At 35.8% G+C, this 17600-nt stretch carries 33 protein-coding genes, 1 tRNA gene and 1 pseudogene; 2 read left to right on the top strand and 33 right to left on the bottom strand.

Translation table 11 applies throughout. From position 1 onward, the window contains the following. Positions 1 to 18: 18 nt before the first annotated feature. Positions 19 to 681 carry a Bax inhibitor-1 family protein gene (locus ACXPAV_RS03115; RefSeq protein ID WP_458004021.1) on the bottom strand — a complete coding sequence of 221 codons (663 nt, stop codon included), beginning with the start codon at positions 679 to 681 and terminating at the stop codon, positions 19 to 21. Positions 682 to 895: 214 nt separating this feature from the next. Between ACXPAV_RS03115 and ACXPAV_RS03110 the strand changes: the two genes are divergently transcribed. Next, positions 896 to 985: transfer RNA gene (locus ACXPAV_RS03110), tRNA-Ser, on the top strand. A gap of 40 nt (positions 986 to 1025) precedes the next feature. Here the strand turns inward: ACXPAV_RS03110 and ACXPAV_RS03105 are convergent. From ACXPAV_RS03105 to ACXPAV_RS03090, 4 genes are all read right to left on the bottom strand, one after another. Next, positions 1026 to 2135: a tyrosine-type recombinase/integrase gene (locus ACXPAV_RS03105; protein ID WP_458004020.1), complete on the bottom strand. Its 1110-nt coding sequence runs from the start codon at positions 2133 to 2135 to the stop codon at positions 1026 to 1028. Then, entirely contained in the window at positions 2125 to 2349 is a 225-nt protein-coding gene (locus ACXPAV_RS03100) for a helix-turn-helix domain-containing protein (protein ID WP_458004019.1), read from the bottom strand. The genes ACXPAV_RS03105 and ACXPAV_RS03100 overlap by 11 nt, the downstream gene beginning before the upstream one ends. A 42-nt stretch (positions 2350 to 2391) precedes the next feature. Then, on the bottom strand, positions 2392 to 3669 hold the full coding sequence (locus ACXPAV_RS03095; RefSeq protein ID WP_458004018.1) for a DNA cytosine methyltransferase: 1278 nt from the start codon (positions 3667 to 3669) through the stop codon (positions 2392 to 2394). Positions 3670 to 3868: 199 nt separating this feature from the next. After that, entirely contained in the window at positions 3869 to 5005 is a 1137-nt protein-coding gene (locus ACXPAV_RS03090; protein WP_458004017.1) for an RNA-guided endonuclease InsQ/TnpB family protein, read from the bottom strand. Positions 5006 to 5072: 67 nt separating this feature from the next. On the opposite strand from ACXPAV_RS03090, the pseudogene ACXPAV_RS03085 reads away from it, so the two are divergent. Then, positions 5073 to 5210, top strand: a pseudogene (locus tag ACXPAV_RS03085) (transposase); the annotation flags it as partial. A gap of 110 nt (positions 5211 to 5320) precedes the next feature. Here ACXPAV_RS03085 and ACXPAV_RS03080 read toward each other — a convergent pair. From ACXPAV_RS03080 to ACXPAV_RS02945, 28 genes are all read right to left on the bottom strand, one after another. Then, positions 5321 to 5575 carry a hypothetical protein gene (locus ACXPAV_RS03080; protein WP_458004016.1) on the bottom strand — a complete coding sequence of 85 codons (255 nt, stop codon included), beginning with the start codon at positions 5573 to 5575 and terminating at the stop codon, positions 5321 to 5323. Positions 5576 to 5817: 242 nt separating this feature from the next. Continuing rightward, positions 5818 to 6300, bottom strand: a complete 483-nt coding sequence (locus ACXPAV_RS03075; RefSeq protein ID WP_458004015.1) for a class I SAM-dependent methyltransferase — start codon at positions 6298 to 6300, stop codon at positions 5818 to 5820. Positions 6301 to 6334: 34 nt separating this feature from the next. Next, a complete protein-coding gene (locus tag ACXPAV_RS03070; RefSeq protein WP_458004014.1) occupies positions 6335 to 7057 on the bottom strand; it encodes a DUF551 domain-containing protein in 723 nt (240 codons plus the stop codon). Positions 7058 to 7059: 2 nt separating this feature from the next. Next, complete coding sequence (locus ACXPAV_RS03065; protein WP_458004013.1) at positions 7060 to 7332, bottom strand: hypothetical protein; 273 nt, start codon at positions 7330 to 7332, stop codon at positions 7060 to 7062. 54 nt (positions 7333 to 7386) lie between these two features. Next, positions 7387 to 7830, bottom strand: a complete 444-nt coding sequence (locus tag ACXPAV_RS03060) for a hypothetical protein (protein WP_458004012.1) — start codon at positions 7828 to 7830, stop codon at positions 7387 to 7389. 16 nt (positions 7831 to 7846) lie between these two features. After that, positions 7847 to 8164, bottom strand: a complete 318-nt coding sequence (locus tag ACXPAV_RS03055; protein WP_458004011.1) for a hypothetical protein — start codon at positions 8162 to 8164, stop codon at positions 7847 to 7849. 2 nt (positions 8165 to 8166) lie between these two features. Continuing rightward, entirely contained in the window at positions 8167 to 8592 is a 426-nt protein-coding gene (locus tag ACXPAV_RS03050; protein ID WP_458004010.1) for a hypothetical protein, read from the bottom strand. A gap of 38 nt (positions 8593 to 8630) precedes the next feature. Beyond that, positions 8631 to 9203: a nucleoside triphosphate pyrophosphohydrolase family protein gene (locus tag ACXPAV_RS03045; protein ID WP_458004009.1), complete on the bottom strand. Its 573-nt coding sequence runs from the start codon at positions 9201 to 9203 to the stop codon at positions 8631 to 8633. Next, entirely contained in the window at positions 9193 to 10080 is an 888-nt protein-coding gene (gene rdgC, locus ACXPAV_RS03040) for a recombination-associated protein RdgC (protein ID WP_458004008.1), read from the bottom strand. The genes ACXPAV_RS03045 and rdgC (ACXPAV_RS03040) overlap by 11 nt, the downstream gene beginning before the upstream one ends. A gap of 45 nt (positions 10081 to 10125) precedes the next feature. Further along, entirely contained in the window at positions 10126 to 10407 is a 282-nt protein-coding gene (locus tag ACXPAV_RS03035) for a hypothetical protein (protein ID WP_458004007.1), read from the bottom strand. Beyond that, positions 10394 to 10999, bottom strand: a complete 606-nt coding sequence (locus ACXPAV_RS03030) for a hypothetical protein (protein WP_458004006.1) — start codon at positions 10997 to 10999, stop codon at positions 10394 to 10396. The genes ACXPAV_RS03035 and ACXPAV_RS03030 overlap by 14 nt, the downstream gene beginning before the upstream one ends. Next, a complete protein-coding gene (locus ACXPAV_RS03025; protein WP_458004005.1) occupies positions 10996 to 11265 on the bottom strand; it encodes a hypothetical protein in 270 nt (89 codons plus the stop codon). The genes ACXPAV_RS03030 and ACXPAV_RS03025 overlap by 4 nt, the downstream gene beginning before the upstream one ends. Before the next feature lie 165 nt (positions 11266 to 11430). Beyond that, positions 11431 to 11661 carry a hypothetical protein gene (locus ACXPAV_RS03020; RefSeq protein WP_458004004.1) on the bottom strand — a complete coding sequence of 77 codons (231 nt, stop codon included), beginning with the start codon at positions 11659 to 11661 and terminating at the stop codon, positions 11431 to 11433. Positions 11662 to 11671: 10 nt separating this feature from the next. Further along, positions 11672 to 11968 (bottom strand): helix-turn-helix domain-containing protein, encoded by a 297-nt coding sequence (locus tag ACXPAV_RS03015; protein WP_458004003.1) that lies wholly within the window; start codon positions 11966 to 11968, stop codon positions 11672 to 11674. Further along, a complete protein-coding gene (locus ACXPAV_RS03010) occupies positions 11965 to 12144 on the bottom strand; it encodes a hypothetical protein (RefSeq protein ID WP_458004002.1) in 180 nt (59 codons plus the stop codon). The genes ACXPAV_RS03015 and ACXPAV_RS03010 overlap by 4 nt, the downstream gene beginning before the upstream one ends. Continuing rightward, entirely contained in the window at positions 12137 to 12286 is a 150-nt protein-coding gene (locus ACXPAV_RS03005) for a hypothetical protein (protein ID WP_458004001.1), read from the bottom strand. The genes ACXPAV_RS03010 and ACXPAV_RS03005 overlap by 8 nt, the downstream gene beginning before the upstream one ends. Then, on the bottom strand, positions 12283 to 12483 hold the full coding sequence (locus ACXPAV_RS03000; protein ID WP_458004000.1) for a hypothetical protein: 201 nt from the start codon (positions 12481 to 12483) through the stop codon (positions 12283 to 12285). The genes ACXPAV_RS03005 and ACXPAV_RS03000 overlap by 4 nt, the downstream gene beginning before the upstream one ends. Before the next feature lie 58 nt (positions 12484 to 12541). Then, positions 12542 to 12796 carry a hypothetical protein gene (locus ACXPAV_RS02995; protein ID WP_458003999.1) on the bottom strand — a complete coding sequence of 85 codons (255 nt, stop codon included), beginning with the start codon at positions 12794 to 12796 and terminating at the stop codon, positions 12542 to 12544. Next, complete coding sequence (gene rdgC, locus ACXPAV_RS02990) at positions 12793 to 13689, bottom strand: recombination-associated protein RdgC (protein WP_458003998.1); 897 nt, start codon at positions 13687 to 13689, stop codon at positions 12793 to 12795. The genes ACXPAV_RS02995 and rdgC (ACXPAV_RS02990) overlap by 4 nt, the downstream gene beginning before the upstream one ends. A gap of 10 nt (positions 13690 to 13699) precedes the next feature. Next, positions 13700 to 13939: a hypothetical protein gene (locus ACXPAV_RS02985; RefSeq protein ID WP_458003997.1), complete on the bottom strand. Its 240-nt coding sequence runs from the start codon at positions 13937 to 13939 to the stop codon at positions 13700 to 13702. Positions 13940 to 13951: 12 nt separating this feature from the next. Continuing rightward, positions 13952 to 14269, bottom strand: coding sequence for a DUF6378 domain-containing protein (locus ACXPAV_RS02980; RefSeq protein ID WP_458003996.1), 318 nt, complete (start codon positions 14267 to 14269; stop codon positions 13952 to 13954). Beyond that, positions 14266 to 14664 (bottom strand): hypothetical protein, encoded by a 399-nt coding sequence (locus tag ACXPAV_RS02975; protein WP_458003995.1) that lies wholly within the window; start codon positions 14662 to 14664, stop codon positions 14266 to 14268. Before ACXPAV_RS02975 ends, ACXPAV_RS02980 begins: the two co-directional genes overlap by 4 nt. A gap of 21 nt (positions 14665 to 14685) precedes the next feature. Beyond that, positions 14686 to 14973: a hypothetical protein gene (locus ACXPAV_RS02970; protein ID WP_458003994.1), complete on the bottom strand. Its 288-nt coding sequence runs from the start codon at positions 14971 to 14973 to the stop codon at positions 14686 to 14688. 12 nt (positions 14974 to 14985) lie between these two features. Continuing rightward, complete coding sequence (ssb, locus tag ACXPAV_RS02965; protein WP_458003993.1) at positions 14986 to 15456, bottom strand: single-stranded DNA-binding protein; 471 nt, start codon at positions 15454 to 15456, stop codon at positions 14986 to 14988. A 3-nt stretch (positions 15457 to 15459) separates the two neighbouring features. Beyond that, on the bottom strand, positions 15460 to 16071 hold the full coding sequence (locus ACXPAV_RS02960; RefSeq protein WP_458003992.1) for a hypothetical protein: 612 nt from the start codon (positions 16069 to 16071) through the stop codon (positions 15460 to 15462). Then, positions 16068 to 16961 (bottom strand): ATP-binding protein, encoded by an 894-nt coding sequence (locus tag ACXPAV_RS02955; protein WP_458003991.1) that lies wholly within the window; start codon positions 16959 to 16961, stop codon positions 16068 to 16070. Before ACXPAV_RS02955 ends, ACXPAV_RS02960 begins: the two co-directional genes overlap by 4 nt. Positions 16962 to 16973: 12 nt before the next feature. Then, complete coding sequence (locus ACXPAV_RS02950) at positions 16974 to 17276, bottom strand: hypothetical protein (protein WP_458003990.1); 303 nt, start codon at positions 17274 to 17276, stop codon at positions 16974 to 16976. After that, complete coding sequence (locus ACXPAV_RS02945) at positions 17273 to 17551, bottom strand: hypothetical protein (RefSeq protein ID WP_458003989.1); 279 nt, start codon at positions 17549 to 17551, stop codon at positions 17273 to 17275. The genes ACXPAV_RS02950 and ACXPAV_RS02945 overlap by 4 nt, the downstream gene beginning before the upstream one ends. Between the last annotated feature and the right edge of the window lie 49 nt (positions 17552 to 17600).

Genomic DNA, 17600 nt, shown 5'->3' with positions numbered 1-17600 from the left:
TCTGTTACTCACTTAATATTAATCACGATTAGCGGATAAGATATTGAGCAAGCTGACAAAAATGTTATAAAGCGAAACATAAATGCTGACTGTTGCGCGAATATAATTGGTTTCTCCACCGTGAATAATATTACTGGTTTCCAATAAAATAGCGCCACTTGAGAACACAATAAATAAGGCACTAATCGCTAAATGCAATGCCGGAAGATTAAAAATCAAACCAGCAATCATACCAACAACTAACACAATAAAAAGCGAAAACATCATACCGGAAAGGAACGACATATCTTTTTTCGTTGTTAAAACATATGCTGAACAAGCAAAAAAGACCAATGCTGTACCACCTAATGCAGTAACAACAAGATCACCTAATCCTTGGCTGACATAAATATTTAAAATCGGCCCTAAGGTATACCCTAAAAATCCGGTAAAAGCGAATGTAACTAAAATACCTAAACCGCTGTTGGCGAATTTATAAGTTAAAAATAACAAACCATAAAATCCGACCAACATCACAATTAACCCCGGATATGGCAAATTAAACGCCATTGATAAATAAGCGGTTAACGCGGAAAACGCAATTGTTAACGCCAATAAAAAATATGTGTTACGCAATACACGATTGGTACTCAACACTGAAGAAGCGCTTTCTCGGGTATCAATAACAATTTTTTGTTGCATAAAGTTCAGTCTCCTTAACTATCCAAAAATAACCTGATAACGGTAATAATTTCAACATTAAAAGTCAATCAAAATAGGTGTAATAAAAGCATAAAGTGTAAAAAAAGCACATAAAGCTCAAAAAGCGTGCTATCAAACCTATTTTTACAAATTTTTATTTACTCGCTCTCTGAACTATACTATATTTCACATCGCTGAAAACAAGCTATCCTGCGGAGGAATGGTCGAGTGGTTGAAGGCACCGGTCTTGAAAACCGGCGAGGATTTACGTCCTCCAAGAGTTCGAATCTCTTTTCCTCCGCCATCAAGATTTCTTTTAAGGCTGTATGGTAAGTCTAGAAAAATCAATAACTTACAGCCTTTCTTTTTTCTTCCTGAACACTATTAAAAACCTCATTTTTAGCATCACTAAGATCGGCAATGATTTGAGTGTTTGACAAAAATTTGACAGTGTTCGCATAGTTCAATAAATGCTCAACATTCAAATGTGCATAACGCTGTACAATTTCTATTGTTTCCCACCCTCCAAGCTCTTTCAATGTTAAAAGCGGTGTTCCGCTTTGCACGTGCCAACTTGCCCAAGTGTGCCGTAAATCGTGAAAGCGAAAATCACTGATACCAGAAAGGGCTAAGGCTTTTTCAAAACAGTAACGATTAATATCGTTTAACCGTTTTCCATTGCCATTATGAAAGATATATTTTGATTTTCTTGTCAGCATTTTTCTGCGTAACAGGTTTATTGCCTCTTTATTTAATGGAATTGAACGCTCAATACCATTTTTAGCAATATCACCAGATATAATCGCAATACTGTGACTTAGATCGACCTTGTCCCACGTAAGCGAAAGAATTTCGCTTTTTCTTGCACCAGTCATCAAAGCAAAAATCACAACATCTTTCATCCATTGCGTGCCTTTTTGGCTTTTTGATAAATTATTAATTAATCGCCGTGCTTCTTCCTGTGAAATCCAACGCACCCTTTTTTTCGGCTCAACGTTTTTTTCAACATAGGGAATAACATCAATCCAACCGGCTTGCCGCGCTAAATTCAACGCTCTCATAATCGAACATCTATAACGATTTTGTGTTGCAGGCGAAATTGCTTTGCCAGTATTACGATTAATTTTCGGCAATTTATTTAAAATATCATCAGCCGTTATATCACTTAGTTTTTTACATCCTAAAGCTATTCGCCAGTAAGCTGCGTGACTAACTTTTGTTTCAAAATCCCTTTGATTGGCGGACATTTCTAATAGTTTATCTAGTGCATCATCTACAGTATATTCAGGCTTTCGACCTAGTTTCTGCCTTTCCCACGTTTCCAATTTTGCTTTATCGTGCAAATGCTGCGCTAAAGCCTTGTTAGTGGTTTGACTAGAAAACCTTACTCTTTCGCCGTTCACCATAAAATTGATATACCAGATACCAGTTTTAGCGTCTTTTTTAATCGACATAGTTAATTCTCCTTGTTTTTGTCGACCGTACGCTACCTAGTCGTTTTTTATTTTCGTAATTACACGCAAGTTCTTCAAGATCTTTTTTCTTCACTCGCCAAAATCTTGTACCTGCAGGTTTGAAAAATCCCCAGTTATAAAGATTTTTACGTACTGTATTTTCACAGCATTTTAAGTAACTTGCGGCTTCCGCAATAGTCAAAATTTGTTCCATAAAACCACCTTTTAATTAGCCATAAAAAAAGCACCTATTTTTTTAAGGTGCTTTATATAAATAATCTGATAATCGCTTCCCTATCCAACGCATCACTGGAACTGCCATAGAATTTCCTATCGCTTTATATCGAGGTGAATCAGGGCATTGCTCTATAGGTTTATTTCTATATGGAATTTTCGTCCAATCATCTTTAAATCCTTGTAATCGTTCACATTCTTTCGGGGTTAGTTTTCTTACAACCGTATCTAGTAATACGCCGTGGACATCTGTTGCTGTTAGGGTATAGCTTACGCCTGTTTCATCAAAACCTTTTCCGTTACCGCCATTATGCGGCTTTCTTCCGATAGTGTTTCCGGCGATAGCTACGCACGGAACATTGTTTCCACCTGTTCCCATTCTAGCTTTCAGCGTCGGCGATACTGTTTTATCTGACAATCGAACTGCTTCAGTACCTTTTATCTCAAATAACACGTTCTCTTGTCCATTGTTGCGTCCCAAGCAATGTGCTTTATTTTTAGCAACGATTGGATCTTGCGTTCCGTGTATGACAAGCGTTTCACTACCACCACTTAAAGCTCCTCCAGACCTTCTTAATGTTCCGCTTAGGCTTGACTGGCGATATGTTCCAAAGCTACTTTCAATGTAGGCGGTAGTATCTTCCCTCTCATCTCTGCTCTGCGTAATATCCCTTTGCACGCTATTGAGCTCAATGAGTATTTCGGCAACGCTTCTGGCTCTAGCACTTGCCACAACGAACACTCTTTTACGTCGTTGGGCAACTCCGAAATATTGAGCATCAAGCGTTCTCCAGACAATGGTTCTTTTTGAATGCACATAACCAGCGCTTGACCATTTTCTCCCTGTAGGTTGTAATGGCTCTGGTTCTTGAGCCAGTCCAGCCAAAAAGTGTCCGAAAGCATTGTCCTTTGTGGATAAAACACCTGGTACGTTTTCCCACACGATAACGCACGGGGGTTCTCCTCTATGAAATCTGACATAATCAATCGCCTCTAAAATACGAATAAAAATTAAAGCTAAACTCCCTCTTTCATCGTTAAGAGAATTTCTTTTCCCCGCCAACGAAAATGCCTGACAAGGCGTGCCACCAACCAATATATCAGGTGCCGGAACTTCTCCTGAGAGTATTTTTTCCGGCAACATAGTCATATCCCCTAAATTAGGGACATCTGGGAAATGGTAATTAAGAACTGCGCAAGGGAAAGGTTCAATTTCACTAAACCATAACGGCTTAGCGAAATCGTGCCAAGCACAAGTTACAGCTTCAATTCCTGAACAGACCGATCCGTAAGTAAACATAAATAAATTTCCTTTTGATAATAAAAAAAGCCTAGTTTTTTAATCTAGGTTTTAAATTGACATCCTCCCCGCCCTAAAGGACGGGGATTCCTACCAGTGCCCATTTCAAACAATAGGCTACTCTCGGTGGGTTCTTGTTGCTGACCTCTCAATGAAGTTCACTTCACAAGCTCGACGGCTGTGTCCCAGCCTGATATTTTTACGCTTGGACGATGACTCGTCCACGCCCCAATACATTTAACGCTCCAACGACATCCGCATTTTCTGTGTAGCCACATTCTATACACTCAAAATCAGCCTGTGTTTGGCGATTTTCCTTTGCGGTATGACCGCAATTCGGGCAACAGCGACTGGTATTTTGTGGCGGAACTGCCACTAAAAATCCCCCATTCCAAATGGTCTTATAGTCTAGCTGTCGTCTAAACTCGAACCAAGATTGATCCAGTATCGAACGGTTTAAACCTGATTTCTGTTTCACGTTTTTACCGTTTTCTTCTACCGTACCTTTCGCTGATCTAGACATATTCGACACCTGCAAATCTTCAACGTAAATCATAGCGTGGTTTTTGCTGATTTTGCTTGAAGTTTGGTGCAAGAAGTCTTTGCGACAATTGGCAATTTTGTGGTGCAATTTGGCGATTTTCGCCTTTAATTTCTGCCAGTTTTGACTAAATTTAACTTTGTTTTTAAGTTGGCGTTGAAGTTTCGCCAGTTTACCTTTATAGATTTTAAAAGCGTTTAATGGCTCAAAATATTCACCATTTGAAAGCGTAGCAAAACGTGCAACACCCATATCTATGCCGATTTCTCCGCCTTTGTGTGTTGGGATTTCGTATTCAAATTCGGTTTGAATGCTGACAAAAAAGCGACCGCACTTGTGGCTAACGGTTACATTTTTGATTTCGCCGATGACATCACGGCTATTGCGGTAGCGAACCCAGCCAATTTTTGGCAGATACAAACGGTTATTTTGTTGTTCCAGTTTGCAACCCTGTGGAAAGCGAAAGCGTTCTTTCAAGCCTTTTTTCTTAAATTTTGGGAAGTCTGCTCGCTGTTGAAAGAAGTTTTTAAACGCTTTTTCAAGGTCTTTTAACGACTGTTGCAGCACTTGCGAATGACATTCTTTAAGCCAAAGTAGCTCTTTTTTCCATTGCGGAAGCAAGTTAGCGATTTTGGTGTAACTGAACTTGAAGCTGTTATCTTGCTCGTATTGCTCATTCTGCCAAGCCAACGCCCGATTAAACACAAAACGAGAGCAACCACAGAACTGTTTAATTCTGCGGATTTGGTTGCCGTTTGGCATTATCTCGAACTTAAAGGCTTTGCGTAGTTGCATTGACAAGGTTTAGAATGTAAGTTTTCAACATTTTACACTTGGTCTATGCAAAAAGAAAATGATTAGGAAGAAAAACTACCCGAACATCCGCAAAAAACTTTGGGGTAATCAGCTGTGGTCTCCGTCTTATTTTGCAGGGAGTTGTGGTGGCGATCCAATTTCCATTATTCGCCAATACATTGAGCAACAACAAACACCTGATTAGTTAGGTTTGAAACGGCTTACGCCGTTTGTGCCTTATATCTCCGCCCTGAAGGACGGAGTTTTACGGCACGAGTCTGATAAAAATTCGCTTTTCTCATTAAATTCAATCAATTATTCTATTACCTCAACTTCAAGCATTTCATCACGCACAAATAAATCTTTTTTAAATTTAACTAATTTAATACCACATTCACCGATTGCGAAACCATCTGTATCAGAAAATAGTTTATTTTCCAAATATTCTTCGCTTCGCCAATCTGAATCATTAAAATTAGCTAATGCTGTTGTCGCATTTTTTAAAAAATAATCCAAGTGTTCGTTAAAATTATCCTCTTCATTAGGCAAGCCTCTCCAAAAAGTATTCATTTCTATAATAGCGTCTTGAACAGTTTTAATTCCTTTTGAAAAATCTTTAAATTCAAAATCTATTTCCCAAACCGCCTCAAGTTAAAAATCGCTATAATCTATTAGGCTTACTTTATATCTTGCTTTCATTATTTTTCCTCATTTATACTCGTTCAATTAAATAAACTTCTCCAAATCAGGCTTGAAGTAATCTTACCCTCGCCTTGGATTTGGTGAGTTTTTGCATTGAGGTTTTCCTAAGATTATACTGGGAATTTAAAAAACAAAAGCCAATGTGTGTTATTGGCTTTACCTGATTTATGCCCAATTAGCGGTTGATGTCCGATAGCTTTAATAATTTCACTGACTGTGATTTGCGTTTCATTCCACTTGAAAACGAGCGTGCCGTAGTCATCAAGCACACGCATACATTCATCAAAACCTTTTTTGAGCTGTGTTTGCCAGTCTTTGTTTAGACGGCCATACTTTTTCACGAGCCAGCTATTATCACCACCTTCCTTTAAATGTGGTGGGTCAAAGATGACAAGTTTGAATGATTTATCGGGGTAGGGCATATCGGTGAAATCGTGGATAACGTCAGGATTTATCTCAAGTTTGCGGAGCTTATCCCTATCTTTCATTGTGGTTTCAAGCCGTCTATTATCGGCAAACAACACATTCGGATTTTGCTTGTCGAACCAAAACATACGGCTACCACAACAGGCATCTAAAATAAGTTTCTGCATAATTTATTCCAAATAAAAAGCCTAACTTGCTAGGTTAGGCTTGATTTTGCGGTAGTTCTGGTAGCGGTTGCCAGTGGGTAACTTCAACTGTTTCATCTTCACAAACTCCAGAAAAATTAACAGGAGAAAACCAATACTCTCCGTCTTGCGATTCTCTAGATACGATAATAATTAATTCTTCATTGTCAACAATACACCTACCTAATACTTCAGTTTCGAAAGGTGGAAGTTTTTCATTTATATCAATCCAACCAGAATTATTTTTATTAGTTTCTTCACAAGAACCATCTTTATACTCAACTTTATAATTAAGCAATGCTTTAGCCATTGCTTCAGCTTCTTCTTTCGTTTTAAAAACTAAACCTTGTTCAATTAAACGTTTATCTATTTCAAAGTGATAACGCAGGCATCTTTCAAAAGTCATATTTGAAGTATCAAATGCTACATACCAATAAGATTCGCCATCTACCCACGTTTCTTCTGTTACTGGTTCAGATACTTCAATACCGTTGATAAAACGTTTTGCTTTCGGTTTTTCCCACATTCCGACAATATCCACACCACTTTTATTACCTGTCCACGCCCGTCCATCTTCCATAACTTGAGCATAATGCCCGTCTTCTAACACAATAATTAAAGGGTACTCGCCTTTATAATTACTTACTTGACGTAAGTCAGCCACTACTGTTGCTACTAGACCGTTGCGTAATTGCACTGGCTCTTTAGTTAACGCATCAGCTAAATTAAACGGTTTCATAATTAAATCTCCTCTATTTTAAAATTTATTTTCAAACCTAACTCATCTATTTCAAATGATTTAATTTTTCTCATTAAAATAAACAAGTCATCATCAACATAGCCTTTATTAAAATAATGAACAGTTTTAAGTTTTCCATTCATTAAATTAATATAGATTATAGTATGACTAGGTGCGCCGGTTTTACTGTAACTAACATCCTTATAATTTTCATACCGCAATGGATACCAAAAACCAAATAATCTATACCACAACCTTTCAAAGATTTTAAACATATTTCCCAACCTATTTAAAAAATCTTATTTAATAAACATATTTAGCAGATATGTTTATTTTTTTCTACTTAATAAACATTTATATAAATCATAATCTTCACCAATTTTATAGTTATTCATTAAATATTTACTTAAACCTTTAAATAGACCTTCAACATCTAAGCAATCAGTAGTTCCGTCATCTTTTTTGCTATAAAACTTAATAAATTCAACAAATTCTTTTTCATTCCAAAATTCTTTATTTTTTAATTTCTCTAGCGGAACTCTCCACTGGTGCAATCTGCCGACTGACCATCTATCAAAATCCTTATAAGACTCACTAATATCAATAATTAAGTAGCCTTTATATTCGTAAAAACGCCAATAATGCCCACGACCTTTAAGACAAAAGTGATTAATGCGGTACATATCTGAGCTTGTTTTCAATTTTGATTTTTTACACCAGTATTTAAAACGTTTAAATATTTCTCTTCTTTTAAAAGATACTTTCTTTTTCATAAATTCATCCATTAAATTAATAAAGCATTTCAGAAAATAAAAATTTTGTGTTATAGCCAATATCAAATTTAATTTGATTGTTCTCTTTGGCAATTTTAAAGGCTTCTTCCCTGCCAACAAATCTACCTTTATTAGTGATAAAGCCTTGTTCCAATTCCTCTAATTCACGATCTGATTTAATACTCTCTAAAACCTCTCTGCCATCAGGTGAATAATGTCTTACCATAGGGACAATTAATTCAACGCCGTTACGGTTTAAATTAATTTCCCTTTGCGTTCGTTCGATAAATTTGATTGCGGCGCATACAATTAATTCAGGTTTTTTCTCTGCCATACTTACTCCTTAATTTTTGCCATCGTTTCAGCAAAGCGGATTGTTTCTTTCTCAACCGCTTCTTGATTCCAATTAAATTCATTATCATCAAGGTGGAGAGTGTCAAACCCAAGTATGTGATAATTAATATTTTTTATTCCTAATCCCGGATATAATTCATCTAATATATTTCTTAAATCCTCTCTATGAAAATCAAATAAAGTCCTACCGAAAGTAATTCCGCCGTGAGGTGGCTCTAGGTCTTTGTCATATAATTCTTCATTAATTTCTTCATAATCTAATCCGTAACAAGGGTGCAAAATACCCAAAATAACATATCCATTGTGAGTACCTTTAGGATATATAGATAGAATTTCGTTATTTTCAACAATAAATGCGCCCATCACTTCATTATGTGGTTCCCAATTTAATTTTTTAACTCTTAACATTTATTTTTACTCCTAAATAAAAAGCCGCATTTAGCGTCTTATTTATTGATAAACATCTCTAATTCAGGTTTTTTATAATATTTCCCTTTTTTAATCTTTCCGTTCTCATCAAAAACTGGTTTACCGTTTTCAAATTTTGACCAGTTTGATTTATTCACTTCCGCCAAGGCTTTTTTAATATCAAACCCAAACATATGCGCTACTCCGATTGCGGTTACTATCTGGTCGCAAAGTGCATCTAGTAATTCAATTAATTTATAATCTGTCCAATCAATATTATCTAAAGTCTTCCACTCTTTATAAGATTGCGCATAAACATCAATATATTTTCCCAATCTCGGATTAAATACATTTAGCATTTCCGTCACTTCTTCTAAATGACAACCTATTTGAATCGCTTGATTTTCTTTTGTTGGCTGCGGAACGGCAACCTCAAACCATTCTTTAATTTTAGTTATAACTTCCGTATCTTTATTTCCTTTTTCAGAACTTACCCCATAAGAATTTAATAACTCTTTTTTTAATTCTTCTTTTTGCTCTGCCATTTTTTCAACAAGTGATTTTTCTTGTGCGTATGATTTTGTCACTGAAATAATATTTTTATTCTTCATCTTTATTTACCTCTTCCTCTCCGCCGAAAATATCTGCCAACGCCTCAAATAAACCTCTATATTCGCCCATCATATAAATTAAATCTGCATCGAAATCATCTTCTTTTTGTTTATTTCCCTCTAAATCAAGCGTTTGAAATGCTTTAAGGCTTTTTAAATTACCGTTTTTGCAAAGGGTAAAATAAATATCTTCACCTTCGCCCTTATATTCACATTTCACTGTCTGAACATAACGCCACCGCACTAATAAATCATTAACATCAATATCATTATCAGCATTAGATAATGTAATTAATTCACCGTCATCGCCTGATATTTTTAAATTATTTTTAGAAAATGTTATTTTTTCCTCATAACCACCTCCTAATAAAGAGTATTTAACTTTAACTGATATATCTTCAGTATATGCTAAAGGCGCAACCGGTAATTTTCCTAAACATTTTCTTAATAAGTGGAGTAAATCTTCTGCCTGTTTAGTAGAAGTTTCATCAATTAAAATATGGTTATTTTTTGTATCAATAATCATCCTAAAGTAGCGATATTCTTTAATTGCTTTAGCGGATAATCTGGCGACAATATCTTGTTTAATATTATCCCTTTCATCTTTGTTTAATTTTCTTGCTAAATCTTTTTCAAATTTTTCAACACGTTGATTAAATTCTTTATTAACCGCCGAGCTAGGAATTTTGATAAATTCTTTTTCTGCCGCAAGATAAATATAATCTTCTACCCTATGATATAGCTTTCCACATCCCTTAATTGGCTCAATAAAGCGCATTTTTTCTAAACCATCGCTTAATGCTTGCTCTAATACTTCATCTGATAAATTAATATCTTTGATAATTTTGTAACTGATAATATTTCTAAAATGTTTCACACCTTTCTCCTCATAATAAAAAAGCCTAGAATTTTCTAGGCTTTATTAATTTAATGTTTTCTTTTCCGTTTTCGTTGGATTATCTTTATCAAATCTAAACCTAACGTCTGCGCTTTCTATCTGATTAAATATATTAACCAGATACTGGTGATTTTCATTTAACTTTTTTATCACTTCAACTTCATTGCAAACTATCTCTATAAGCAAAGACATTTTTTCTTCAAGTAATTCAACCCTTTCATTTAAGTTCTTAAATGAATAAGCATAAAGTATAACAACAAGCGCTATCCATACGATAAAAATTATTTCAAAGCTAATATCTTTCATTCTCGCCCTCCTTAACAATTAAATATGGTGCGTGCGGAATTGCGCTAAACGCTGCTTTAGATAGTTCAGCAAATTTAAGCAATAATTCACATTGTGCCGTTTCAATGCTTCTATGTTGAGGTCTGGATTTAATCTTTTTGAGATTATCTAATTCCTCACTTAGTTTAATATCTAAATATTTAGCTTCATATTTTAACGCAAGCAAATCAATTTCTTTAATTTTCGCTTTATCACGTTGCGATAATTTCATAGCACGATCGAAACCAAAATAAAGATTAATTGCTTTTTCTATTTGCTCTTCAATTTCCTTAAATCCATACGGTTTTAATTGCGGTAATATATCGCCCGTGTAGGCTTCTGAAAAATCGTGCGCCAATACCCTTAATTTTAAATACGGCGACAAATTTAATTCCTCCGCAATTTCAGTACAAAATAATAAATGTTCTGCTACCGTAAAAATTCTCCTCCCTCTGCCATTAAAGCGATTGATTCTAGCCAAATTATAGACTATATCTGAAAGCCTAATTTGTTCAGGCTTAATATTTAATAAATCAATTTTAACACCTGAACGCATAATTATTTTATTATTCATTCATTCCCTTTTGATAAAATCCAAGATAAACATTCTCGCCAAGAATTATTATCAATTTTAAATTCTTCGCTATTATAAAGCTCTACACCCTCTTTAATATCTTCAGTAATTACTTTCTTAGCGTTATCGCTTAACTCATCCCAATATTGCTTTATATAGCCGATATTAAGTAGTGTCACATAGGTTTTTCTGGTTAAAGCGTATCTAACACTACAAATTAACATCCCTTCAAAATCAGGTTTTAAAAGCGTTATTTTATTTTCCATTATCTTTTTCCCTTGCCGTGGCAAAAATAGCAATCTGTAGTATAAGTGCTGCCATCATTCCTTTTTATTACTTCTATTCCTGTGCCTTCGCAATAAGTGCATTTTGGTGCATTTAATTCAGCTTTAAGATTAATAATTTTTTGCTTTAACTGCTCATTTTCATTTTTACTTAATCTCTTTTAATATTCCGGTGAAATAATAAATAAAATCCTCTGCCGCCTTTAGCGGTAACTTAATGAATTGGCTCTCACCATATTCATTATTATGAATAGAAATTCCTACTAATTTAGAATTAGTTTCATCATTAAGAATTTCTACATTAATCTCTTTTTCACATACATAAATGGTGAAATATTGACTTACCTCAATATTGACATCTACTCCGTAACCATTCATTATTTTCTCCTTAGTGCTTCTTTTTTAGTTCTTCTAGTAATTTTGTACCAAGATCCATTCTTATCGTGTTCCAAAATACATCTAGCTTTTTGTGTTCCATTTCTGCTGCCATTATTTTCTGTTTAGATAATCCTGCCATATAGTAAGCAATATGACGCAATTCTTCTTCTGTAGGCTCGACATCTCTGGTTTCAATGCCACTTAATCTTGATGCTTTCATTCCCAACGCTTTTGCCATCGTGCCTAATGTTACTTTTTTAACTATCCGCCAATGTCTTATTACATAGCCTAAATTGTTTACACTCATTCTTTCTCCTCATTATCAAATAATGACCATTGTTTAAAATTAAGTTTAATTTCATTATAAGACATACATCTTAAAGAAATGAATTTTAATAAAGCAATGATTAAATATTTTGTTTTAAATTCCATAAATTGTTTATTAAAGCTGTATTTATATAAAATAATATAAGTATTATCCATTCTCTTCATCCTCATCTTTTAAAAATACAATTAACGGTGTACTAGCATCACCGCCAGATAAAATAACCTGCTTAACAATTTCCTGTTCTGTAAGCCATTTCACAATTCTTTTAATTTCTTTCAAGCGCTCTTCTTTTCTCATCGTATATATCCCCACAAGTTAAATTCTTCTATTTTTCTATTCATTTCATTGCGTACCGCATTAACATAAGCATCAGTACCCTCAATATCAGAATAAAAATCCTTTAACCCTTTCTTAGTTAAAATACTCTCTATCTCTTCATCACAAAATTGATAAAGTTCATCGTATTTTTCTTCTGTTAAATGGTCGCATAACATAACAAACTCCAATTTTTATAATTCATTCCCACACTGTTTTACGTGCCACAGCTGGGTTCTAGGATTTTCTTTTCAGGCTCAAAGCTCTCTTCGGGTAAAAGTGCGGTCTTTTTTCTGCTTGTTTTCTTAATTTAAGAATATCTGCTTTTTGATTTTCGATAACTGTTTTCAAGCCAACAATAGTTTTATCGCGCTCTTCAATTATTTCCTGATATTCTTTACTTAATTCACTAACTTTTTCTGCAACTTTTCTTTCGAGGTAAATAAAATCATCTCTAAGCACCCGTTCAGCTAATCGTTTTATAATCTTCATACTCTCTCCTTTTCTCCTCCAAATTCATTGAGCAATCTCTTAGTTAATTCTGCTAACGTTGCCGTCATCAATAAGAAATCCGCGTCAAAGCGTTGAGCAATATCTTCTTTGGCAATGTCATCATTTTTCTCTTTGATTTCATCAGCAAATTTAAGGCGTTTGAGTGTGCCATCTTCGCAAAGCACAAAACTTAAATTTTCTTCCCAGTCTAAAGCTATTTTCGTAACAACTTTTCCTGCTTCAAGTAATGAGTAAACTTCATTGCTATTTAAATCTTGCCGCTTAAATTTAGCTATGCCATCTTCTGTTAGCCCCATCAATTCAGCCTCTTCTAGCACGGTTAGCCAATCAGGTGCTTCATTAAGCCAGCTTGTCATAATGAGCGATGGGTCATTGGCAAAAGCAAGTGGGATAACAGGCAAAGAGCCTAGGGATTTTCGCAATAACGCTAACGCATCTTCTGCCCGTTTTGCTGAGCCTGCGTCCACATAAATCAACCGGTTTTGCGTATCAATCCAAAGTGCGGTCTGTGTGCTACGCGTAAAAGCCTGTGGTAGTAAGGTGGCAACAACGTCATCTTTAATAGATAACCGTTCTAATTTTCTTAGTTTGCGTTCTTCTTTCTTCTCAAGTTCATTGACCCTCCGTTCCAGCTCTTTTGTTACAACCTGATTCGGCAAGATTTTTACTTCTCGCTGGGCGACAAGTAAAATTTGTCCGTTAGCCTCAAGGCAGAGTTGTTCGCTCGTGCTAAGTGGTGCAATCCAGCCAAATTTACTTGCCTCACTACTACCGCAAGGCGTAAATTCACACGCCTCAAGTTGGCTTGAGAGGTTGGAAAAATCCATCGCTTTTGTTAAGCGGTAAATCATTGTGTTTTTAAACCAAAACATTTTTTATCTCCTAAATATATGCACCTGTTAATTCTTCGAGTAATTTCACAAGATTTGTTTTTTCACCTTGCAAGTTCTGCCGTTCTCGTATTGCCTCAATAGCAACGAAATGTAAATTGCCACAGTTGCAACGGAAAAATTCTTGCAAAGGAATATCAGGCATAAAATCAGAAAGGTCTAAGTCGTCAATGTCAATATCTACATCAACATAGGTATCAATATTGACGGTACGAGTAATTATTTTCCCCATTTTAACTGCTCCTTAGCGGTTCGCTGTCATATTCTGAGTTTCTATATAATCCACAACCGACACACTTACCGCTTGCTGTGGCTCAAATTGCTTGCCGGTTGCTAATTGAGCGTAGCCGATAATGTCGGCCCAGTGGTCGGGAAAATTTTCATTGCCATTGCAAATTCTTGTTACTTTAGCTTGTATCATTGTCATTGCGTAAGCTGCCACTTTATTTCGCTCAAACAACTGACTATCAATAATTGGCTTCATCAGGTGATAAAAGGTTTCTGCACCGCTGATAAAGTCGCCGTGCGTTTTGGCCCGTTCGTTGAGTAGGTCTGTGTTCATTGTTCGTGTACCTCTAATAAATCTTCATTTAATACAAACCCATCATAAAAGCTAGTTAATTTAATCCCACATTCTCCGACGCAAAACCCTTCTTCTTTGCCGAATAGGTATTGTATTAAGTCATCGGTTTCCCATAGTGTGGTATTGTTATAGATATAATGGATTTTCAATGTTGCGTATTTTAAAAAGTAATTTAAATGCTCGTTAAATTCGTCATCTTCATCGGGAGAATCTGACCAAAACTGATTAATATAGATAATGGCTTGCTCGACAGTTTTTATTCCTTCTTCTTTTAAAAGATCAGAAAAGTCTTTGAAGTCAAAATCTATTTCCCAGCTTGCGCTTAGCTCTAGGTCAGAAAGATCATTCAGCTGCACTTCATAGCATTTTTTCATTTTTGCCTCGTAAAAAAGCCCTCAATCGAGGGCGCTTTTGTCTAAATCTAGGTTGAAATGATTGTAATGTTTTGAAATATAAAACTTATCGTCAAAACTATCTAAAGTAAATTCCACATAATAGATACGACCACTTTTCATTATAACTTTAGTTATTTTTTTAAACGTACGGTCAAGACCTTCTATAAAACTATCTGTTTCTTCGTCATAGTGAATATAGAAATCTTCAATACATTCAATTTCATGAAAATTAATCCACGCTCTATGTCCATCAATTAAAGTCACGTCACAAAACTTTAATGTGTTCATTTTTATCCTCCATTAAAAAGGCATCTCATCATCAAAATCAGCTGGTGGCGGTGGGGTGTAAGTGCCGTTTTTTGCTTGTGCGTAAGCATTCGGCTTGTTGGCTTGTGCTTGTTGTGTCGGTGCGTTAGCCTGTGCGTTTTGCCCTTCTTGACGGCTATCTAACATCTGCAAGCTGTCGCCTTGAATTTCTGTGATGTAGCGTTCTTGCCCATTTTTGTCTTGCCATTTTCGGGTTCTGATACGCCCTTCAACATACACTTTTGAGCCTTTTTTAAGGTATTGTTCGGCGATTTCCGCTAACCGCCGATAAAGCACAATTCTGTGCCATTCTGTGAGTTCTCGCCATTCACCACTCTGTTTATCCTGCCAACGCTCACTAGTGGCTACGCTGATATTAGCTACTAGATCGCCGTTTTGCATTGTGCGGATTTCGGGAGCTTGTCCTAAATTGCCTAATATAATTGCACGATTTACGCCTGCCATTATTTACTCCCTATTAATTAGGTGTGGAGCGTACTCCTTAATAAAAATTATTAAACTTTTTGCCATATTCTCAACATCTAGATCCATATCTTCATATCTGTGAAATGATACAGTAACAGCTTCTTTAATCAGAAAGGTATCAGGAGTAGCAGCAGGGTTATACTGTCTAAAAAGATTGTAGGTAAAATGATCTAAATTAAGCCAAGATAGATACGCTCGCCATTGCATTGATGGCTCATAATTCTTTTCGACATCTATTGATGAGGTTAGCTTGTGATCGAAAACAGTGTTGCTATCCATCGCATCAACAACACCAACAAATGTCACATCTTCATCAAGAATTCTTCTCATAACCGTGAATTTAAACTCTTTGATTTTGGGAATATAAACATCACTATCAATTTCACTAAAATCAAAAGTAAAACCATCAACTGTTTCTACTGTGAGATTACCCTGTTTTGTTTCAAGCAGTTTATGAAAAGCAGTGCCAGCCATCATTGCTTTAGTAGGTTCTATTTTTCTATCAAGATAAGCAACCATATCTTCTATGGTTGCATCTTCGTTATCAAGCCATCTTCGGTAGGCTTCTAATGTTGTTGCGGAGATTCTTATCATGCGGCGACCTTTTCAAATTGTTTGCTTTCTTTATTGAAAGTAATTCCTTGTTTTTTCGCATAATCCATTAATAGCTGCTTATGTAAAGTTGGCATATCTGGATCTATCATTTCGTTAAACTCTTCAGGATTTAACAAAACGCTGAATTTAGCGTGCACCTCATCAAGTTCTTGTTGTTCCTTGATAGCTTCATCAGATTGTTTATTTAATTCTGCTTTCACTTGCTCGATAATATTCGCTAAGAACAAAGGCTCAACTTTAAAGTTAGGTACAGCAATCACAGGTAAGCCTATTGGGTTCTTACCAAAGCCTGTTGAGCTAGGGTTAAAATCGAGAACTTTTTTATTGCCATTTAAGACTAATCTTCCCATTAAATCTGCCACTTTATAAACTTCGTTTTTCGCTCCGCCTTGAATATCCAAACGTTCTACAAACTCATCATTTTTTCTTTCCTCAGTCATATGTGAAAGTAAAACGACATCTTTACCGAAAGAGCGGAGAAGTTTTAACCACGAAATAAACCTATTTTTAAGTGTGCCATAGCCTTGTTGACTTAATTCAGTTCCACCATTTCTAGTTGTTCCTTTTTGATTACTTCTTAGAATATCAACCGTAATCATATCTAACGCACGACCTACGGTATCAATAATAATGGTATCGTAAGGCTTTAAATCCTCTTCTGTTAAGCCTGTAATATCTTGCCAAGATTCAATCTGTACCGTATCTTTACGGAATTGAGAACGATATGCTCCATTATCGAAGTCTAGCAGCAGTGGATTTTTTGCTGTAAATGCGGTTGATGTTTTTCCATAAGCTGGGGGAGCATAGATACAGATAGTGATGTTTTTTACTTCGATAGATTGTTTTGATGAAATGATTTTAAGTGCCATATTATTATCCTCTTATTTGAATTGGTTTAATGTTCTGTGGTCTGCGATTTCGTTTTCTTGCACGGAATAAAACTGATTAACCTCCAGTAAGTGGCGCAACCTTTCTCTTGTCTGCGCCTCAATCGGTAAGCGCTCAATAGCGTTAACAATGTCCTGATAATCGTGTTGTTCCAAAAGCGTTGCAAAGTAGCCGTTCCATTGTTCGTCCGTGCGGTATTGGTGTAGCGCTAACGTGAGTTGATGAAATAACATTTCAAGCCGTTGGCGGTTAAGCTGTTTCGCTTGTTGATTAAGCTGTTCAAAAATATCCATCATCTCATTCCCTCCGCTAATTGCGCTCTAATTTCCGCTTCGTGTTCCGCTGTTAGCGGTGTTTGTAAATTGCCGTGTTCCTTTTTCCATTCTTCTTTTGCCCATTGTTGCCATTGTTGCTGTTCCTCGCTTAAGGTAGTTTTAAGGTTGAGCGTGTGGTCGTAATAATCCGTGTCTTTTTCCAGTGCTTTGACGGGTTGCGGTTGGCAACTAATGCCTAAGACAACGGCGATGATTAACGCGGTAATAAGGTAAATCGGCTCTAGTGTGAATTTCATTTTTTGCTCCTTATTTGAACAATTTACAGAATTTAGGGTGCAATAAACC

The sequence above is a fragment of the Gallibacterium sp. ZY190522 genome (assembly GCF_054166015.1).
The sequence above is the reverse complement of the archived record's forward strand: the minus strand, read 5'-3'. Positions and strand labels throughout refer to the sequence as shown.

Excerpts from the sequence above, each read along its gene's own strand:
- rdgC (WP_458003998.1), bottom strand. The coding sequence starts at position 13,689 with ATGTTTTGGTTTAAAAACACAATGATTTACCGCTTAACAAAAGCGATG.
- ACXPAV_RS02955 (WP_458003991.1), bottom strand. The coding sequence starts at position 16,961 with ATGGCACTTAAAATCATTTCATCAAAACAATCTATCGAAGTAAAAAAC.
- ACXPAV_RS03045 (WP_458004009.1), bottom strand. The coding sequence starts at position 9,203 with ATGAAGAATAAAAATATTATTTCAGTGACAAAATCATACGCACAAGAA.
- ACXPAV_RS03065 (WP_458004013.1), bottom strand. The coding sequence starts at position 7,332 with ATGTTTAAAATCTTTGAAAGGTTGTGGTATAGATTATTTGGTTTTTGG.
- ACXPAV_RS03070 (WP_458004014.1), bottom strand. The coding sequence starts at position 7,057 with ATGAAACCGTTTAATTTAGCTGATGCGTTAACTAAAGAGCCAGTGCAA.
- ACXPAV_RS03105 (WP_458004020.1), bottom strand. The coding sequence starts at position 2,135 with ATGTCGATTAAAAAAGACGCTAAAACTGGTATCTGGTATATCAATTTT.
- ACXPAV_RS03015 (WP_458004003.1), bottom strand. The coding sequence starts at position 11,968 with ATGAGTGTAAACAATTTAGGCTATGTAATAAGACATTGGCGGATAGTT.
- ACXPAV_RS03075 (WP_458004015.1), bottom strand. The coding sequence starts at position 6,300 with ATGCAGAAACTTATTTTAGATGCCTGTTGTGGTAGCCGTATGTTTTGG.
- ACXPAV_RS03060 (WP_458004012.1), bottom strand. The coding sequence starts at position 7,830 with ATGAAAAAGAAAGTATCTTTTAAAAGAAGAGAAATATTTAAACGTTTT.
- ACXPAV_RS02980 (WP_458003996.1), bottom strand. The coding sequence starts at position 14,269 with ATGAACACAGACCTACTCAACGAACGGGCCAAAACGCACGGCGACTTT.
- ACXPAV_RS03050 (WP_458004010.1), bottom strand. The coding sequence starts at position 8,592 with ATGTTAAGAGTTAAAAAATTAAATTGGGAACCACATAATGAAGTGATG.
- ACXPAV_RS02970 (WP_458003994.1), bottom strand. The coding sequence starts at position 14,973 with ATGAACACATTAAAGTTTTGTGACGTGACTTTAATTGATGGACATAGA.
- ACXPAV_RS02975 (WP_458003995.1), bottom strand. The coding sequence starts at position 14,664 with ATGAAAAAATGCTATGAAGTGCAGCTGAATGATCTTTCTGACCTAGAG.
- ACXPAV_RS03100 (WP_458004019.1), bottom strand. The coding sequence starts at position 2,349 with ATGGAACAAATTTTGACTATTGCGGAAGCCGCAAGTTACTTAAAATGC.
- ACXPAV_RS02950 (WP_458003990.1), bottom strand. The coding sequence starts at position 17,276 with ATGATGGATATTTTTGAACAGCTTAATCAACAAGCGAAACAGCTTAAC.
- ACXPAV_RS03055 (WP_458004011.1), bottom strand. The coding sequence starts at position 8,164 with ATGGCAGAGAAAAAACCTGAATTAATTGTATGCGCCGCAATCAAATTT.
- ACXPAV_RS02960 (WP_458003992.1), bottom strand. The coding sequence starts at position 16,071 with ATGATAAGAATCTCCGCAACAACATTAGAAGCCTACCGAAGATGGCTT.
- ACXPAV_RS03035 (WP_458004007.1), bottom strand. The coding sequence starts at position 10,407 with ATGAAAGATATTAGCTTTGAAATAATTTTTATCGTATGGATAGCGCTT.
- ACXPAV_RS03000 (WP_458004000.1), bottom strand. The coding sequence starts at position 12,483 with ATGTTATGCGACCATTTAACAGAAGAAAAATACGATGAACTTTATCAA.
- ACXPAV_RS02985 (WP_458003997.1), bottom strand. The coding sequence starts at position 13,939 with ATGGGGAAAATAATTACTCGTACCGTCAATATTGATACCTATGTTGAT.
- ACXPAV_RS03025 (WP_458004005.1), bottom strand. The coding sequence starts at position 11,265 with ATGGAAAATAAAATAACGCTTTTAAAACCTGATTTTGAAGGGATGTTA.
- ACXPAV_RS02945 (WP_458003989.1), bottom strand. The coding sequence starts at position 17,551 with ATGAAATTCACACTAGAGCCGATTTACCTTATTACCGCGTTAATCATC.
- ACXPAV_RS03095 (WP_458004018.1), bottom strand. The coding sequence starts at position 3,669 with ATGTTTACTTACGGATCGGTCTGTTCAGGAATTGAAGCTGTAACTTGT.
- ACXPAV_RS03005 (WP_458004001.1), bottom strand. The coding sequence starts at position 12,286 with ATGAGAAAAGAAGAGCGCTTGAAAGAAATTAAAAGAATTGTGAAATGG.
- ACXPAV_RS03115 (WP_458004021.1), bottom strand. The coding sequence starts at position 681 with ATGCAACAAAAAATTGTTATTGATACCCGAGAAAGCGCTTCTTCAGTG.
- ssb (WP_458003993.1), bottom strand. The coding sequence starts at position 15,456 with ATGGCAGGCGTAAATCGTGCAATTATATTAGGCAATTTAGGACAAGCT.
- ACXPAV_RS03010 (WP_458004002.1), bottom strand. The coding sequence starts at position 12,144 with ATGGATAATACTTATATTATTTTATATAAATACAGCTTTAATAAACAA.
- ACXPAV_RS03020 (WP_458004004.1), bottom strand. The coding sequence starts at position 11,661 with ATGAATGGTTACGGAGTAGATGTCAATATTGAGGTAAGTCAATATTTC.
- ACXPAV_RS03090 (WP_458004017.1), bottom strand. The coding sequence starts at position 5,005 with ATGCAACTACGCAAAGCCTTTAAGTTCGAGATAATGCCAAACGGCAAC.
- ACXPAV_RS02995 (WP_458003999.1), bottom strand. The coding sequence starts at position 12,796 with ATGAAGATTATAAAACGATTAGCTGAACGGGTGCTTAGAGATGATTTT.
- ACXPAV_RS03030 (WP_458004006.1), bottom strand. The coding sequence starts at position 10,999 with ATGAATAATAAAATAATTATGCGTTCAGGTGTTAAAATTGATTTATTA.
- ACXPAV_RS03080 (WP_458004016.1), bottom strand. The coding sequence starts at position 5,575 with ATGAATACTTTTTGGAGAGGCTTGCCTAATGAAGAGGATAATTTTAAC.